Consider the following 14,873-nt stretch of genomic DNA (forward strand, 5'->3'; position numbering starts at 1 on the left):
CGCAGCGCGCCGGCGACCGCGAGCAGCGCCGCCCCCGGGTACCGCGCGGAACCGGCGGCGACCCCGACCACACCGCGCCGGTACTTGTCGCTCTCCGCGCCCGGCACCGGCAGCAGGGCGGCCACGTCGGCGTGCTGGAGGGCCACCACCCCGGCCGGCGGCAGTTCGAGCCCGATCCCCACCAGTTGCACCGCTCCGGCGTACGAGGCGCCCGGGTCGATCAGCAGCCCGGGCTTGTAGGTGCCGAAGCAGACCGTGACGTCCGCCCGCAGCGCCGCCCCCGCGACCTCCCCGGTGTCGGCGTCCACCCCGCTGGGCACGTCGACGGCGACCACCACCCCGGTCCGCGCGGCCCGCGCGTACGGCTCGGCCTCCGGCCGCAGTCCGCCCCGGCCGCCGATGCCGACGATGCCCTCCAGCACCAGGTCCGCGCACGAGAAGTCGGCCAGGCCGACCTCCTGCTCCACCACCACCCGCCCGTACGCCGCCCGCAGCGCCGCCAGCCCGCCGCCGTGCGCCCGCCCGGGAGCGAGCAGCACCGCCGTCACCCGCGCCCCGCGCCGGGCCAGCTCCGCACCGGCGTACAGGGCGTCACCCCCGTTGTCGCCACTACCGGCCAGCACCACCACCCGACTGCCGTACACCCGGCCGCGCCGGCGGGTCAGCAGCCGGGCACAGGTCACGGCGAGCCCGGCGGCGGCCCGCTGCATCAGCGTGCCCTCCGGGAGCCGGGCCATCAGCTCCGCCTCGGCGGCGCGGACCTGGTCGACGCTGTGGGCACTGCGCATGACGGGCTCTCCCCCGGAACTCGGCGGCAACTCCCGCCGACGCTACGCGAAGGAGCTCCCGACGGCGCCCCCGGCCGTGCGGCACACTTTCGAGTGACACCAACTTCGATTCCCCACCGGTGTCGGTCCGGGTGCCTACGGTGTGGCTCGGCACGGACCCACAGGAGGGAGAAGGGCCATGGTCGCCATGCCGGCAGTCGAGCACCCGCTGAGCGAGGAGAGCCTTCTCCAGGCGTTTCTGGAGCTGGACACCCCGCTGGGCAGCAAGGCCGAATTCATCGAAGGGGAGATCGTCGTGACGCCGCCACCGGACGGACACCACGAGGGCACGATCTCGAAGGTTTCGAAGCAGTTCTTTCGGAAGGCCGCAGTCGATCTGGACGTCGCAGGCGTCAAGGGCCTGATCACTCCCGGTGGCCGGTTCATCCCCGACGGCACGATCGTCCCGGCCGACCAGTTCGACCATCTGGATTCCTGGGCCCTGCCGGAGGGTGTTCTGCTCGTCTTCGAGGTCACCTCGCTCAACCCGCACAAGGACCGCGAGCCCAAGCGCCTGGGCTATGCCGCCGCAGAAATCCCCTGCTACCTGCTGGTCGACCGCGACGCCGGCACCGTCACCCTGTTCACCAACCCCGAGGACGGCGACTACATCACCACGACCAAGGTCGAGTTCGGCAAACCCCTGGACCTGCCCGCCCCGTTCTCCTTCACGCTCGACACGGGGCCCCTGCGGTAGGACGCAGCCACCGCAGGGGCCCCGGGACGGAGCGGGGTCGGACTACTCGACGGTGACCGACTTTGCCAGGTTGCGGGGCTGGTCGACCTCGTGGCCCTTGGCCGTGGCCAGCTCGCAGGCGAAGACCTGCAGCGGCACGGTGGCGACCAGCGGCTGGAGGAGCACCGGCGTGACCGGGATGCGGATCAGGTGGTCCGCGTACGGGACGACCGCCTCGTCGCCCTCCTCGGCGATCACGATGGTCCGCGCACCGCGGGCCCGGATCTCCTGGATGTTGGAGACGATCTTGTCGTGCAGGATGGACCGGCCGCGCGGCGACGGCACGACGACCACCACCGGCAGACCCTCCTCGATCAGCGCGATCGGGCCGTGCTTCAGCTCACCGGCGGCGAAGCCCTCGGCGTGCATGTAGGCGAGCTCCTTGAGCTTGAGCGCGCCCTCCAGGGCGACCGGGAAGCCCACGTGCCGACCGAGGAACAGCACCGACTTGGCGTCGGCGAGGGAGCGGGCCAGCTCGCGCACCGGCTCCATGGTCTCCAGGACCTGCTCGACCTGCTTCGGCGCGTCGCCGAGCTCCTTGATGACGGCGAGGATCTCGTCGCCCCACTTGGTGCCGCGCACCTGGCCCAGGTACAGCGCGACCAGGTAGCAGGCGACCAGCTGGGTCAGGAACGCCTTGGTCGAGGCGACCGCCACCTCGGGGCCGGCGTGGGTGTACAGCACCGCGTCCGACTCGCGCGGGATGGTCGAGCCGTTGGTGTTGCAGATCGCCAGCACCTTGGCGCCCTGCTCGCGCGCGTGGCGCAGCGCCATCAGGGTGTCCATGGTCTCGCCGGACTGCGAGATGGCGATGACCAGCGTGCCCGGGCCCATGATCGGGTCGCGGTAGCGGAACTCCGAGGCGACCTCGACCTCGCACGGGATCCGGGTCCAGTGCTCGATCGCGTACTTGGCGATCATGCCCGCGTGGAAGGCGGTGCCGCAGGCCACGATGACGACCTTGTCGACCGCGCGCAGGTCGGCGTCCGACATCCGCAGCTCGTCGAGGGTGAGCCGGCCGTCGGTGCCGATCCGGCCGAGGAGGGTGTCGGCGACGGCCTTCGGCTGCTCGGCGATCTCCTTGAGCATGAAGTAGTCGTAGCCGCCCTTCTCGGCGGCCGAGGCGTCCCAGTCGACGTGGTACTCGGTCACGTCGGCCGGGGTGCCGTCGAAGTTGGTCACCGTGACGCCCTCGCGGCGCAGCTCGACGACCTGGTCCTGGCCCAGCTCGATCGCCTCGCGGGTGTGCGCGATGAACGCGGACACGTCGGAGGCGAGGAAGTTCTCGCCCTCGCCGCGCCCGACCACCAGCGGCGAGTTGCGACGGGCGCCGACCACGACGTCCGGGGCGTCGGCGTGCACGGCGACGAGGGTGAAGGCGCCCTCCAGCCGGCGGCAGACGGCGCGCATGGCCTCCGCGAGGTCGCCCTCGTACAGCTCGCCGAGCAGGTGCGCGACGACCTCGGTGTCCGTCTCCGAGCGCAGCGTGTGGCCGCGCTCGGCCAGCTCGCCCCGGAGCAGGGCGAAGTTCTCGATGATGCCGTTGTGGACCACGGCGACCTTGGCCGCGTCGTCCAGGTGGGGGTGGGCATTGGCGTCCGTCGGCCCGCCGTGGGTGGCCCAACGGGTGTGGCCGATGCCGGTGGTGCCGCCGGGAAGAGGGGTCTCGGCGAGCGACTTCTCCAGGTTCGCGAGCTTGCCGGCCCGCTTGTCGGTGGCGAGGCTCCACTGCCCGTCGGAGCCCTGCACCTGCACCGCGACACCGGCGGAGTCGTAACCCCGGTACTCCAGTCGCTGCAGGCCTGCGATTACAACGTCAAGGGCGGGCTGGGAGCCCACGTATCCAACAATTCCGCACATGCGTGCCAGCATAAGGGCGCTCCGGACGCCCCATTCGCACGGTTCGCCCACAGGCCGTGACCGACACCACAGCCACCGCGAACGGCGCTACGGCCCACAATGGAGCATGTGCTGACCGAACTCTGTACGCGGGGCGACATCACGCCCGGCCCCTCGCCGTCCCCCTACGTGGACCTCAGCCGGGCCGAGTGGAGCGCGCTGCGCGAGCGTACGCCGCTGCCACTGACCGCGGAGGAGGTGGAACGGCTGCGGGGTCTCGGCACCGCACTCGACCTCGACGAGGTCCGGGACGTCTATCTGCCGCTGTCCCGGCTGCTGAACCTCTACATCCACGCCACGCACGACCTGCGCGGCGCCCTGGGCACCTTCCTGGACACCCCGGACACCGAGCGCACCCGCACCCCGTTCATCATCGGGGTGGCCGGCTCGGTCGCGGTCGGCAAGTCGACCACCGCTCGGCTGCTCCAGGCGCTGCTGGCCCGCTGGCCCGAGCACCCCCGGGTCGAGCTGGTCACCACCGACGGGTTCCTGCTGCCCAACGCCGAGCTGCGGCGGCGCGGCCTGATGGCCCGCAAGGGCTTCCCCGAGTCGTACGACCGCCGGGCGCTGACCCGCTTCGTCGCGGATGTGAAGGCCGGCAAGGAGCGGGTCACCGCGCCGGTCTACTCGCACCTCGTGTACGACATCGTGCCGGACGAGCGGCTCACCGTGGAGCGCCCGGACATCCTCATCGTCGAGGGCCTGAACGTGCTCCAGCCGGCCCTGCCCGGCAGCGACGGGCGCACCCGCCTCGCGGTGGCCGACTACTTCGACTTCTCGATCTACGTCGACGCCCGCACCGACGACATCGAGAGCTGGTACCTGGACCGGTTCCGCAAGCTGCGGCAGACCGCCTTCCAGGACCCGAGCTCCTACTTCCGCCGCTTCACCGAGGTGCCGGAGGAGGAGGCGATGGAGTACGGCCGCCAGGTCTGGCGCACCATCAACCGTCCGAACCTGCTGGAGAACGTGCGGCCCACCCGCGGCCGGGCCACCCTGGTCCTGCAGAAGGGCTCGGACCACAAGGTCCGCCGGGCGCTGCTGCGCAAGCTCTGAGGGAACGCCGAGAGGCCCCCGCCGCGATCGTCCGCGGCGGGGGCCTCTCGGCGTGTTCCGGGGCCGTCAGCCCAGCGAGCTGCGCACGGCCTCGGCGAGCTTCTCGGCGACGGACTGCGCCTGCGCCTCGTCGGCGGCCTCGACCATCACCCGGACGAGCGGCTCGGTGCCCGACGGACGCAGCAGCACCCGGCCGGTGGCACCCAGCTCGGCCTCGGCCGCGGCCACCGCGGTGGCCAGCTCCTCGCTGGTCCCGACCCGGCTCTTGTCGACGCCCTTGACGTTGATCAGCACCTGCGGCAGGCGGGTCATCACGGCGGCCAGGTCCGCCAGCGGCTGCTTGGTGGCGGCCAGCCGGGCGCCCAGCATCAGGCCGGTCAGGGTCCCGTCGCCGGTGGTCGCGTGGTCCAGCAGGATGACGTGGCCGGACTGCTCGCCGCCCAGGGCGAAGCCGTGCTCCTTCATCGCCTCCAGCACGTACCGGTCGCCGACCGAGGTCTCGACCAGGTCGATGCCCTCGCGCTCCATCGCCAGCTTGAAGCCCAGGTTGGACATCACGGTGGCGACGGCGGTGTTGCGGCGCAGCGTGCCGGCCTCCTTCATGGCGACGGCCAGGATCGCGATGATCTGGTCGCCGTCGACCTCGTCGCCGGCCGCGTCGGCGGCCAGGCAGCGGTCGGCGTCGCCGTCCAGGGCGATCCCGAGGTCCGCCGAGTGCTCGCGCATGACGGTGCGCAGCCGGTCCAGGTGGGTGGAGCCGACACCGTCGTTGATGTTGAGGCCGGTGGGCTCGGCGCCCAGGGTGTGCACGACCTCGGCGCCGGCCCGGGCGAAGGCCTCGGGGGCGACGTAGGCGGCCGCGCCGTGCGCGCCGTCGATGACGACCCGGATGCCGTCCAGGCGGTTGGGCAGCACGCCGATGAGGTGGGCGACGTACTTGTCGAAGCCCTCGGTGTACTCGCGGACCCGGCCGACGGCGGCGCCGGTCGGACGGTTCCAGTCCTCACCGCCCGCCGCGTGCTTGTGGTAGTGGGCCTCGATGGCGTCCTCGATGCGGTCGTCCAGCTTGTGGCCGCCGCGGGCGAGGAACTTGATGCCGTTGTCCGGCATGGCGTTGTGGCTGGCGGACAGCATCACGCCGAAGTCGGCGCCGAGCGCGCCGGTGAGGTAGGCCACCGCCGGGGTGGGGAGCACTCCGACCCGCAGTACGTCGACGCCGGCGCTCGCCAGGCCCGCGATGACCGCGGCCTCCAGGAACTCGCCCGAGGCGCGCGGGTCACGGCCCACGACCGCGACCGGCCGATGGCCGTCGAAGGCCCCCGCCTCGCCGAGCACGTGCGCCGCCGCGACCGACAGGCCGAGCGCCAGCTCCGCCGTCAGCCCCTGATTGGCCACACCGCGCACGCCGTCCGTACCGAAGAGTCGTCCCATTGTCCCGTCCTCACATCGCCGCAATGCCTTGCAGTGAATCCGATCGAATCCCCGGCCTCCGCACAATGGCCGGGGAACACGACACCCCGGAGTACACGAGGTACTCCGGGGCGTGTGGAGCGCATCCGGGGGCGTGCACCACCAGGGCGGTGCACCCCCGGAGGGCGCAATTAGCGCTTGCTGTACTGCGGCGCCTTGCGGGCCTTCTTGAGACCGGCCTTCTTGCGCTCGACGGCACGCGCGTCACGCATCAGGAAGCCGGCCTTCTTCAGGGCAGCGCGGTTGTTGTCCACGTCGGCCTCGTTCAGGGCACGGGCGACACCGAGGCGCAGCGCGTAGGCCTGACCGGAGACGCCGCCGCCGGAGATGCGGGCGACAACGTCGTAACGGCCGTCAAGCTCGAGGAGCTTGAAGGGCTCGTTCACGGTCTGCTGGTGCACCTTGTTGGGGAAGTAGTTCTCCAGGGTGCGACCGTTGATCTTCCACTGCCCGGTGCCCGGGACGATGCGCACGCGGGCGATCGCCTCCTTGCGACGGCCCAGGCCGGCGCCGGGGACGGCCTCGCCGAAGCGGCCGGCCAGGGACTCGGAGGTGTACTCCTCGGAGGTGAACTCGCCCTCGACGACAGTCTCGTCGAACTCGACCTCAAGGGTTTCGGTGGTCTCGGCCACGGTGTTCCTCAGCTCTTTTCAGTGATGGGGGGCTTGGTGGCCGGAATTACTGCGCGACCTGGGTGATCTCGAACGGCACCGGCTGCTGCGCAGCGTGCGGGTGCTGGTCGCCCGAGTAGACCTTCAGCTTGGAGAGCATCTGACGGCCCAGGGTGTTCTTGGGGATCATGCCCTTGATGGCCTTCTCGACGGCCTTCTCCGGGTTGTTCGCCAGCAGGTCGTCGTAGCGCACCGAACGCAGACCGCCCGGGAAGCCCGAGTGGCGGTAGGCCAGCTTCTGGGTCTTCTTGTTACCGGACAGGTGCACCTTGTCGGCGTTGATGATGATGACGAAGTCACCAGTGTCAACGTGCGGCGCGTAGATCGCCTTGTGCTTACCCCGGAGGAGGTTGGCGGCCTGGGAGGCCAGACGGCCGAGCACGACGTCGGTCGCGTCGATGACGTGCCACTGACGCTGGACGTCGCCGGGCTTGGGGCTGTACGTACGCACGGTCGTATGCCTTCGCTTTTCAGTGAGTGAGTCCTGACAGGAGTACCCGGAGGAGGGATCAGCCTGGCCGCCTTGGACGCAATTCAAGGGGGAGCCGCTGGTCGTCGACCTGGTGTCTCCGGCGTACCGACCTCTCACGTGAGATAGAGCGAGCCAATACGCACATCAAGCGCCCAGGCTACCGGGCCGGACGGGGACGGTCAAAATCCTCCCCGCCGGAACGGTCCCCGGGCCCCTGATCAGCGGTCCCGCTCGACCCGGCTGACGTCCCAGACCGGGTCCGGGGACTCGTAGACCCGGCCGTCGGCGCCGAAGACCAGGAAACGGTCGAAGGTCCGGGCGAACCACCGGTCGTGGGTGACGCACAGCACAGTGCCGTCGAAGGCCTCCAGCCCGGCCTGCAGCGCCTCGGCGCTCTCCAGGTCCAGGTTGTCGGTCGGCTCGTCGAGCAGCAGCGCGGTGACGCCGGACAGCTCCAGCTTGAGGATCATCAGCCGGGCCTGCTGCCCGCCGGAGAGCGACTCGAACTTCTGCTCCTCCTGCCGGTCCAGCTCGTACCGGCGCAGCACGCCCATCGCGGCGCCGCGGCCGAGCGCGTGCTCCTCCTCGACGATCGAGCGGACGGTGCGGCCGAGCAGCTCGGGGTGCGCGTGGGTCTGCCGGAAGTGGCCGGGCACCACCCGGGCGCCGAGCTTCCAGGACCCGGTGTGGGCCACCGTGTCGTCGCCCGCCAGCAGCCGCAGGAAGTGCGACTTGCCGGAGCCGTTGGACCCCAGCACCCCGACCCGCTCGCCGTAGAAGACCTCCAGGTCGAAGGGCTTCATCAGGCCGGTGAGCTCCAGCTGCTCCATGGTGAAGGCGCGCACCCCGGTGCGCCCGCCCTTGAGCCGCATGGTGATGCTCTGCTCGCGCGGCGGGGCCTCGGGCGGCCCGGCGTCCTCGAACTTCTTGAGCCTGGTCTGCGCGGCCGAGTAGCGGGAGGCCATGTCGTGGCTGATCGAGGCGGCCTGGCGCAGGTTGACGACGAGCTTCTTGAGCTTGGCGTGCTCCTCGTCCCAGCGCCGGCGCAGCTCCTCGAAGCGCTCGAAGCGGGCCTTGCGGGCCTCGTGGAAGGAGTCGAACCCGCCGCCGTGCACCCAGACGCTGGAGCCGGCCGCGCCGGACTCGACGCTGATGATCTTCTCGGCGGTGCGGGACAGCAGTTCGCGGTCGTGGGAGATGAACAGCACGGTCTTCGGGGTGGCCCGGATGGCCTCCTCCAGCCAGCGCTTGCCCGGGACGTCCAGGTAGTTGTCCGGCTCGTCGAGCAGCAGGACCTCCTCGGGGCCGCGCAGCAGCGCCTCCAGGACGAGCCGCTTCTGCTCGCCGCCGGAGAGCGTGTTCAGACCGCGCCACTGGGCCTTGTCGAAGGGCATCCCGAGGGCCGCCGTGGTGCAGACGTCCCAGTCGGTCTCGTAGTCGTAGCCGCCGACGTCGGCCCAGTCGGAGAGCGCCTGGGCGTAGGCCATCTGCGTCTTCTCGTCGTCCTGGGCGATCATCGCCAGCTCGGCCGCGTCGACCGCGCGGGCGGCCTTGGCGATCCGCGCGGGGGCGACGGAGACCAGCAGGTCGCGGACGGAGGCGTCGGCGGGCAGCGCGCCCGGGCCCTCCTGCTCGTCGCCGGCCTTCTTCTGCTCCTCGCGGCCGGTGGTGCCGACGAACTGGCGCATCACGCCGAGCCCGCCGCTGATCGTCACCGAGCCGCCGTGCGGCTGGAGGTCGCCCGCGATCATGCGCAGCAGTGTGGTCTTGCCCGCGCCGTTGGCGCCGACCAGCGCGACGGCCGCGCCCTCCCCCACCCGGAAGGACGCGTCGTCGAACAGCACCCGCCCGTCCGGCAGGTAGTACTCCAGGTGCGAAATCTCGACGTGTCCCATGGGGGAGATTGTCCCAAGCCGCCGCCCCGGACCCAAATGGATTAGGTGGCGTCGGGGCCTGACGGGACGGTGGGGGCGCCGGGGAGGGTGCGCATCCGGCGGGCGGCGCGGTTGCGCTCCGCGAGCTGGTCGTCGGCCGGGTAGCCGACCTCCTCCAGGGTCAGCCCGTACGGCCGGATCACGTTGACGGCGGAGTTGCGCACCCCGCCGGCCAGCACCTCGCCGGGGAACTCCACCGGCCGGTGGCCGTCGCCGACCAGCAGCATCGCGCCGACCAGGGCGCGCACCATGTTGTGGCAGAAGGCGTCGGCCCGCACGGTGGCGACGGCGAGCGAGCCCTCCTGGGACGCGTAGCCGTCCACCGGGACCCGGTCCCAGCGCAGCTCCAGCAGGGTGCGGATGGTGGTCGCGCCCTCGCGCTTCTTGCAGTACGCCGCGAAGTCGTGCTCGCCGATCAGCAGCCGGGCGGCGGCGTTCATCCGGTCCAGGTCGAGCGGCCGGTCGTGCCAGAGCACATGGCCGCGCAGCAGCGGGTCGACCCCGCCGGGGTGGTCGGCGACCCGGTAGGCGTAGCGGCGCCAGATCGCCGAGAAGCGGGCGTCGAAGCCCGCCGGGGCCTCGCCCACCCGGTAGACCCGGACGTCACCGGGCAGCCGCCCGGCCAGCCGGCGCATCAGCTTCTCCCGGTGCGCCTCCCACAGCTCGGCCGGCAGGTCGACGTGGGCGACCTGGCCCCGGGCGTGCACACCGGCGTCGGTGCGGCCGGCCACGGTGAGCGGGTGGAGCTCCTGGCTGCGGGTGACGATCTGCAGCGCGGTCTCGATCTCCTCCTGGACCGTCCGCCGGCCGCCCTTCTGCCGGGCCCAGCCGGAGAACTCGGCGCCGTGGTAGGCGAGGTCCAGCCGGACCCGGACGTACCCGTCGGCCGGGCCGTCCTTCACCGGCGGCCGCTCGGCGCAATCGTTCACCACTGCTCTCCACTCCCTGGACAAAGAGGAACGGGCCCGCTCCCCCACGGATGGGGAAGCGGGCCCGCAACACACCTGGTGGGTGTCAGGCCTGCTCGGCGGCCTCGGCCTCGTCGGCCTTGGGGGCCTCGACCTTGGCCTCGTCGGCCTCCTTGACGGCGCGCTTGGTGGCGGCCTCGGCCTCACCGACGGCGGTCTGCGCGACGGTCAGCGCCTCGACCAGCTCGATCACGGCCATCGGGGCGTTGTCGCCACGACGGGGACCGATCTTGGTGATACGGGTGTAACCACCCGGGCGGTTCTCGTAGCGCGGCGCGATCTCGGTGAAGAGGGTGTGCAGCACCGAGATGTCGGTGATGGTCTTGCGCACCAGGCGACGGTTGTGGATGTCGCCCTTCTTCGCCTTGGTGATCAGCTTCTCCGCCAGCGGGCGCATCCGACGGGCCTTGGCCTCGGTCGTGGTGATGCGGCCGTACTGGAACAGCTCCCGGCACAGACCGGCGAGCAGCAGCGGCTCGTGGTGCGGGCCGCCGCCGAGGCGGGCACCCTTGGTGGGACGCGGCATGGAATTACTCCTCGAATCTCCGACTGCGGCCGTACCAGGTACCGCAGCGGGCGTACGGGCACTGTGCCCGCACGACTTTCACGACAACGGAGGCGGTTCCTGGGAACCGCCCCCGCGGTCAAGTCTCTCAGTACTGCTCGGTCTCCGCGTAACCCGCGTCGTCCAGGTCGTCGGCGCCGAAGGCGTCGGCGGCGGCGGTCGGGTCGAACCCGGGCGGGCTGTCCTTGAGGGCCAGGCCCATGCCGGCCAGCTTCGCCTTGACCTCGTCGATCGACTTCGCACCGAAGTTGCGGATGTCGAGCAGGTCGGCCTCGGAGCGGGCGACGAGCTCACCCACGGTGTGGATGCCCTCGCGCTTGAGGCAGTTGTACGACCGAACGGTGAGCTCGAGCTCCTCGATCGGCAGCGCCAGGTCGGCGGCCAGGGCGGCGTCCGTCGGGGACGGGCCCATGTCGATGCCCTCGGCGTCGATGTTCAGCTCGCGGGCGAGACCGAACAGCTCCACCAGGGTCTTGCCGGCCGAGGCCATGGCGTCGCGCGGACGCATGGCGGGCTTGGTCTCGACGTCGACGATCAGCTTGTCGAAGTCGGTCCGCTGCTCGACACGGGTCGCCTCGACCTTGTAGGTGACCTTCAGCACGGGGCTGTAGATCGAGTCGACCGGGATGCGGCCGATCTCCTGGCCGGAGGCCTTGTTCTGGACGGCGGAGACGTAGCCGCGACCGCGCTCGACGGTCAGCTCCATCTCCAGCTTGCCCTTGCCGTTCAGCGTGGCGAGGATCAGCTCGGGGTTGTGCACCTCGACACCGGCCGGCGGCGCGATGTCGGCGGCGGTGACGACACCCGGGCCCTGCTTGCGCAGGTACATCACGACCGGCTCGTCGTGCTCCGAGGAGACGACCAGCTGCTTGATGTTGAGGATGAGGTCGGTGACGTCCTCCTTGACGCCCGGCACGGTGGTGAACTCGTGCAGGACACCGTCGACGCGGATGCTGGTGACAGCGGCACCCGGGATCGAGGAGAGGAGCGTGCGGCGCAGGGAGTTGCCGAGGGTGTAGCCGAAGCCCGGCTCGAGCGGCTCGATCACGAACCGCGAGCGGAACTCGTCGACGACCTCTTCGGTCAGCGAGGGGCGCTGAGCGATCAGCATGGTGTCAGATCCTCCATTGATCTTCGGCACCCACTATTTGATGCCGAACAGAACCAGCGTACGGGGTCCCGTCGGAAACGGGACCCCGTACGAGGTTTGAAGCAGGTACTGCGAGCCCGGAAGGGCCCCGCGTCAGACGCGGCGGCGCTTCGGCGGACGGCAGCCGTTGTGCGGGGTGGGGGTCACGTCCTGGATCGAGCCGACCTCCAGGCCGGTGGCCTGGAGCGAACGGATCGCGGTCTCGCGGCCGGAGCCCGGACCCTTCACGAAGACGTCAACCTTGCGCATGCCGTGCTCCTGCGCGCGACGGGCAGCGGCCTCGGCGGCCATCTGCGCGGCGAACGGGGTCGACTTGCGCGAGCCCTTGAAGCCGACGTGGCCGGCGGAGGCCCAGGAGATCACGTTGCCCGAGGGGTCGGTGATCGAAACGATGGTGTTGTTGAACGTGCTCTTGATGTGCGCGTGGCCGTGAGCGACGTTCTTCTTTTCCTTGCGGCGGATCTTCTTCGCGCCGGCAGCCTGACGACCCTTGGGGGGCATAAGTCTGTTCTCCTACTGAGGTGGTCGGTCCGCTGACCCGCGGGCCGGAGGGATGTCCGGTTACGGGACGGACTACTTCTTGCCCGGCTTCTTCTTACCGGCGATCGCGCGACGCGGGCCCTTGCGGGTACGCGCGTTGGTGTGGGTGCGCTGACCGCGGACCGGCAGGCCGCGGCGGTGACGCAGACCCTCGTAGCAGCCGATCTCGACCTTGCGGCGGATGTCGGCGGCCACCTCGCGGCGGAGGTCACCCTCGACCGTGAAGTTGGCGTCGATGTACTGGCTCAGCTTGACCAGGTCGTCCTCGGCGATGTCGCGAACGCGGACATCGGGGCTGACACCGGTCTCGGCGAGGGTCTGCTGGGCGCGGGTACGGCCGATGCCGTACACGTACGTAAGGGCGATCTCGATCCGCTTCTCACGGGGGAGATCAACGCCGGCGAGGCGTGCCATTCAAGGCTCCTGTGTTTCTTCAGAGGTCTGGCGAGCCACCTACTCCGACACCTCACGGTGAGGGAGCCCCGGCCTCTGACCGGGGGCGGCAGTCCGTCCTGGACGGATCGGGTGGCCCGCTTATGACGTTTTTCGCGTCGCGCGAAGTACTACGAGAAATGCGGGAAAGAGATCAGCCCTGGCGCTGCTTGTGGCGCAGGTTGTCGCAGATCACCATGACCCGGCCGTGACGGCGGATCACCTTGCACTTGTCGCAGATCTTCTTGACGCTCGGCTTGACCTTCATGCTTCAGGTTCTCCGGGTCTAGATCTGGCGTTCTTACTTGTAGCGGTAGACGATCCGGCCACGCGTCAGGTCGTAGGGGCTGAGCTCCACCACGACCCGGTCGTCCGGCAGGATGCGGATGTAGTGCATGCGCATCTTGCCACTGATGTGCGCGAGGACCTTGTGACCGTTCTGCAGCTCGACCTTGAACATCGCGTTCGGAAGAGACTCGATCACGGTGCCCTCGATCTCAATGGCGCCTTGCTTCTTAGCCATGAACTGCGAGATCCACCTTCCGGGACCGGCTACCGTATGCGGCACGCTCGTGCGAACCTGGGTCCACCCCGACCCCGACGAGGGGGAAGAGGGCGTGCTGGAGCACGCTACGAGTGAGCCGACGGTCCATCCTACGCCAGCGCGAGGGATGCACCAAAACGGGGCTCCGGTCAGCGGCCGGTCGTGGCGGCGGGAACGACCGGGACGGCCAGCGGGTCGACGTGGGCGGTGCAGGCGGCGCAGCGGCGGGCGGCCTCGGGGATCTCGGTCAGGCACTCCGGGCAGGGACGCTTCGGGGTCTTCGGCTTCTTCGGCATGTACCGGGCGGTGGCCTTGGTCACCGGCAGGACCACGCAGAAGTAGAGCACCGCGGCGGTCATGAAGAACGCGATCAGCACGTTGAGGAACTGGCCGTACGGGAAGGTCACCCCGGCGATGGTGGCCTTGTACGAGCCGAAGTCGCCGGCGGCGCCGACCACCACACCCACCAGCGGGGTGAGGAAGGCGGACACGAAGCCGGTCACCACACCGGTGAACGCGGCACCGATGACGACACCGACCGCCATGTCGACCACGTTGCCGCGCATCATGAAGTCGCGGAATCCCTTGAACACTGCACTCTCCTCGCTCGAAGCCACTGCCAGCGCATAAAAATAGGACAAAAGCCCTGGAGGTCCAAACCTCCAGGGCTTCGCTCCTTCGCCGGGGCCGGCGCTCCGACCCCGCCGACTACGCGCCGAGCGGGTCCGGCGCGGCCGTGACACCCAGCCTGGCCAGCATCTCCTTGCCGCCGTCGAAGGCGGTGAGCACCAGCGGGCCCTCCTCGGTGACCGCCACCGAGTGCTCCCAGTGCGAGGCCCAGGTGCCGTCGTTGGTGACCACGGTCCAGTCGTCCTCCAGCACCTTGGTGTGCGGGGTGCCCAGCGAGACCATCGGCTCGATCGCCAGCACGGTGCCGGGGACCAGCTTCATCCCCTTGCCCCGGCCGCGCTCGACGTAGTTCAGCACGTGCGGCTCCATGTGCATCGCGGTGCCGATGCCGTGGCCGCCGTAGCCCTCGGTGATGCCCCACTTGCCCTTGGGCGGCAGCGGCTGGCGGCGGATGAAGCCCTCGATCGCCTTGGAGACGTCGACCAGGCGGTTGCCCTTCTTCATCTGGGCGATGCCGACCCACATCGAGCCCTCGGTGACCCGGCTCAGCATCTCCACCTCGGGAGCCACCTCGCCGACCGCGACCGAGATCGCCGCGTCACCGTGCCAGCCTTCCAGGATCGCGCCGCAGTCGATCGAGATGAGGTCGCCCTCCTCGAGCACCCGGCCGCCGGGGATGCCGTGCACGACCTCGTTGTTCACCGAGGCGCAGATGACGCCCGGGAACCACAGGCCGCCGTGGTCCGCCCGGAAGTTCGAGGTCGCACCGTGGTCGGTGATGACCTTGTCCGCGATGTCGTTGAGCTCCTGGGTGGTGATTCCCGGGGCGACCGCCTCGCGGCACGCCTTGAGCGCCTCGGCGACGACCAGCCCGGCCGCTCGCATCTTCGCGATCTGCTCGGGGGTCTTGATCTCCACCATCTGGGTCACGCCTTCCTTGGGTTCCCGCGCGGTCCTTGCCGGCGGCCGTGCACTCGTT

17 protein-coding genes are annotated in these 14,873 nt (G+C 70.4%); 2 read left to right on the forward strand and 15 right to left on the reverse strand.

Features of this window, described 5'->3' with window-relative positions; genetic code table 11:
• Positions 1 to 788: NAD(P)H-hydrate epimerase (locus tag BI06_RS21535; RefSeq protein ID WP_043471333.1), on the reverse strand; the 788-nt coding region annotated here is incomplete at its 3' end.
• A gap of 187 nt (positions 789 to 975) precedes the next feature.
• Here BI06_RS21535 and BI06_RS21540 point away from each other — a divergent pair.
• The gene (locus BI06_RS21540; protein ID WP_030393322.1) at positions 976 to 1,524 is read left to right on the forward strand and encodes a Uma2 family endonuclease; all 549 of its coding nucleotides are present in this window, start codon (positions 976 to 978) and stop codon (positions 1,522 to 1,524) included.
• Between the two features lie 42 nt (positions 1,525 to 1,566).
• On the opposite strand, the gene glmS is transcribed toward BI06_RS21540, so the two are convergent.
• Positions 1,567 to 3,423, reverse strand: a complete 1,857-nt coding sequence (glmS, locus tag BI06_RS21545; RefSeq protein WP_078879904.1) for a glutamine--fructose-6-phosphate transaminase (isomerizing) — start codon at positions 3,421 to 3,423, stop codon at positions 1,567 to 1,569.
• A gap of 99 nt (positions 3,424 to 3,522) precedes the next feature.
• Between glmS and coaA the strand changes: the two genes are divergently transcribed.
• Positions 3,523 to 4,518: a type I pantothenate kinase gene (coaA, locus tag BI06_RS21550; RefSeq protein ID WP_045937803.1), complete on the forward strand. Its 996-nt coding sequence runs from the start codon at positions 3,523 to 3,525 to the stop codon at positions 4,516 to 4,518.
• 66 nt (positions 4,519 to 4,584) lie between these two features.
• On the opposite strand, the gene glmM is transcribed toward coaA, so the two are convergent.
• The 13 genes from glmM to map form a co-directional block, all read right to left on the reverse strand.
• Positions 4,585 to 5,949 carry a phosphoglucosamine mutase gene (gene glmM / locus BI06_RS21555; RefSeq protein ID WP_030393319.1) on the reverse strand — a complete coding sequence of 455 codons (1,365 nt, stop codon included), beginning with the start codon at positions 5,947 to 5,949 and terminating at the stop codon, positions 4,585 to 4,587.
• 170 nt (positions 5,950 to 6,119) lie between these two features.
• The gene (gene rpsI, locus BI06_RS21560) at positions 6,120 to 6,620 is read right to left on the reverse strand and encodes a 30S ribosomal protein S9 (protein ID WP_030393318.1); all 501 of its coding nucleotides are present in this window, start codon (positions 6,618 to 6,620) and stop codon (positions 6,120 to 6,122) included.
• 46 nt (positions 6,621 to 6,666) lie between these two features.
• A complete protein-coding gene (gene rplM / locus BI06_RS21565; RefSeq protein WP_030393317.1) occupies positions 6,667 to 7,110 on the reverse strand; it encodes a 50S ribosomal protein L13 in 444 nt (147 codons plus the stop codon).
• A 239-nt stretch (positions 7,111 to 7,349) separates the two neighbouring features.
• Positions 7,350 to 9,026 (reverse strand): ABC-F family ATP-binding cassette domain-containing protein, encoded by a 1,677-nt coding sequence (locus tag BI06_RS21570; protein ID WP_043470740.1) that lies wholly within the window; start codon positions 9,024 to 9,026, stop codon positions 7,350 to 7,352.
• 41 nt (positions 9,027 to 9,067) lie between these two features.
• Complete coding sequence (gene truA / locus BI06_RS21575; RefSeq protein WP_199523333.1) at positions 9,068 to 9,997, reverse strand: tRNA pseudouridine(38-40) synthase TruA; 930 nt, start codon at positions 9,995 to 9,997, stop codon at positions 9,068 to 9,070.
• Between the two features lie 82 nt (positions 9,998 to 10,079).
• Positions 10,080 to 10,559 carry a 50S ribosomal protein L17 gene (gene rplQ / locus BI06_RS21580; RefSeq protein ID WP_030393314.1) on the reverse strand — a complete coding sequence of 160 codons (480 nt, stop codon included), beginning with the start codon at positions 10,557 to 10,559 and terminating at the stop codon, positions 10,080 to 10,082.
• A gap of 127 nt (positions 10,560 to 10,686) precedes the next feature.
• The gene (locus tag BI06_RS21585; protein ID WP_030393313.1) at positions 10,687 to 11,709 is read right to left on the reverse strand and encodes a DNA-directed RNA polymerase subunit alpha; all 1,023 of its coding nucleotides are present in this window, start codon (positions 11,707 to 11,709) and stop codon (positions 10,687 to 10,689) included.
• Between the two features lie 132 nt (positions 11,710 to 11,841).
• Positions 11,842 to 12,249 (reverse strand): 30S ribosomal protein S11, encoded by a 408-nt coding sequence (gene rpsK, locus BI06_RS21590; protein ID WP_014136257.1) that lies wholly within the window; start codon positions 12,247 to 12,249, stop codon positions 11,842 to 11,844.
• A 72-nt stretch (positions 12,250 to 12,321) separates the two neighbouring features.
• Positions 12,322 to 12,702, reverse strand: a complete 381-nt coding sequence (gene rpsM, locus BI06_RS21595; RefSeq protein WP_030393312.1) for a 30S ribosomal protein S13 — start codon at positions 12,700 to 12,702, stop codon at positions 12,322 to 12,324.
• Between the two features lie 172 nt (positions 12,703 to 12,874).
• Entirely contained in the window at positions 12,875 to 12,988 is a 114-nt protein-coding gene (gene rpmJ / locus BI06_RS21600; RefSeq protein WP_003956441.1) for a 50S ribosomal protein L36, read from the reverse strand.
• Positions 12,989 to 13,021: 33 nt separating this feature from the next.
• Positions 13,022 to 13,243: a translation initiation factor IF-1 gene (gene infA / locus BI06_RS21605; protein ID WP_003956442.1), complete on the reverse strand. Its 222-nt coding sequence runs from the start codon at positions 13,241 to 13,243 to the stop codon at positions 13,022 to 13,024.
• Between the two features lie 170 nt (positions 13,244 to 13,413).
• Positions 13,414 to 13,857: a large conductance mechanosensitive channel protein MscL gene (gene mscL, locus BI06_RS21610; RefSeq protein ID WP_078879889.1), complete on the reverse strand. Its 444-nt coding sequence runs from the start codon at positions 13,855 to 13,857 to the stop codon at positions 13,414 to 13,416.
• A 115-nt stretch (positions 13,858 to 13,972) separates the two neighbouring features.
• Positions 13,973 to 14,815 carry a type I methionyl aminopeptidase gene (gene map, locus BI06_RS21615; RefSeq protein ID WP_043471337.1) on the reverse strand — a complete coding sequence of 281 codons (843 nt, stop codon included), beginning with the start codon at positions 14,813 to 14,815 and terminating at the stop codon, positions 13,973 to 13,975.
• Positions 14,816 to 14,873 lie beyond the last annotated feature (58 nt).

It is taken from the genome of Kitasatospora sp. MBT66, assembly GCF_000710405.2.
Lineage (GTDB): Bacteria > Actinomycetota > Actinomycetes > Streptomycetales > Streptomycetaceae > Kitasatospora > Kitasatospora purpeofusca.

What these genes read in the sequence shown, in the direction of transcription:
- BI06_RS21540 (WP_030393322.1), top strand. Translation starts at nt 976, where the DNA reads ATGCCGGCAGTCGAGCACCCGCTGAGCGAGGAGAGCCTTCTCCAGGCG.
- glmS (WP_078879904.1), bottom strand. Translation starts at nt 3,423, where the DNA reads ATGTGCGGAATTGTTGGATACGTGGGCTCCCAGCCCGCCCTTGACGTT.
- coaA (WP_045937803.1), top strand. Translation starts at nt 3,523, where the DNA reads ATGGAGCATGTGCTGACCGAACTCTGTACGCGGGGCGACATCACGCCC.
- glmM (WP_030393319.1), bottom strand. Translation starts at nt 5,949, where the DNA reads ATGGGACGACTCTTCGGTACGGACGGCGTGCGCGGTGTGGCCAATCAG.
- BI06_RS21570 (WP_043470740.1), bottom strand. Translation starts at nt 9,026, where the DNA reads ATGGGACACGTCGAGATTTCGCACCTGGAGTACTACCTGCCGGACGGG.
- rplQ (WP_030393314.1), bottom strand. Translation starts at nt 10,559, where the DNA reads ATGCCGCGTCCCACCAAGGGTGCCCGCCTCGGCGGCGGCCCGCACCAC.
- BI06_RS21585 (WP_030393313.1), bottom strand. Translation starts at nt 11,709, where the DNA reads ATGCTGATCGCTCAGCGCCCCTCGCTGACCGAAGAGGTCGTCGACGAG.
- rpsK (WP_014136257.1), bottom strand. Translation starts at nt 12,249, where the DNA reads ATGCCCCCCAAGGGTCGTCAGGCTGCCGGCGCGAAGAAGATCCGCCGC.
- rpsM (WP_030393312.1), bottom strand. Translation starts at nt 12,702, where the DNA reads ATGGCACGCCTCGCCGGCGTTGATCTCCCCCGTGAGAAGCGGATCGAG.
- rpmJ (WP_003956441.1), bottom strand. Translation starts at nt 12,988, where the DNA reads ATGAAGGTCAAGCCGAGCGTCAAGAAGATCTGCGACAAGTGCAAGGTG.
- infA (WP_003956442.1), bottom strand. Translation starts at nt 13,243, where the DNA reads ATGGCTAAGAAGCAAGGCGCCATTGAGATCGAGGGCACCGTGATCGAG.
- map (WP_043471337.1), bottom strand. Translation starts at nt 14,815, where the DNA reads ATGGTGGAGATCAAGACCCCCGAGCAGATCGCGAAGATGCGAGCGGCC.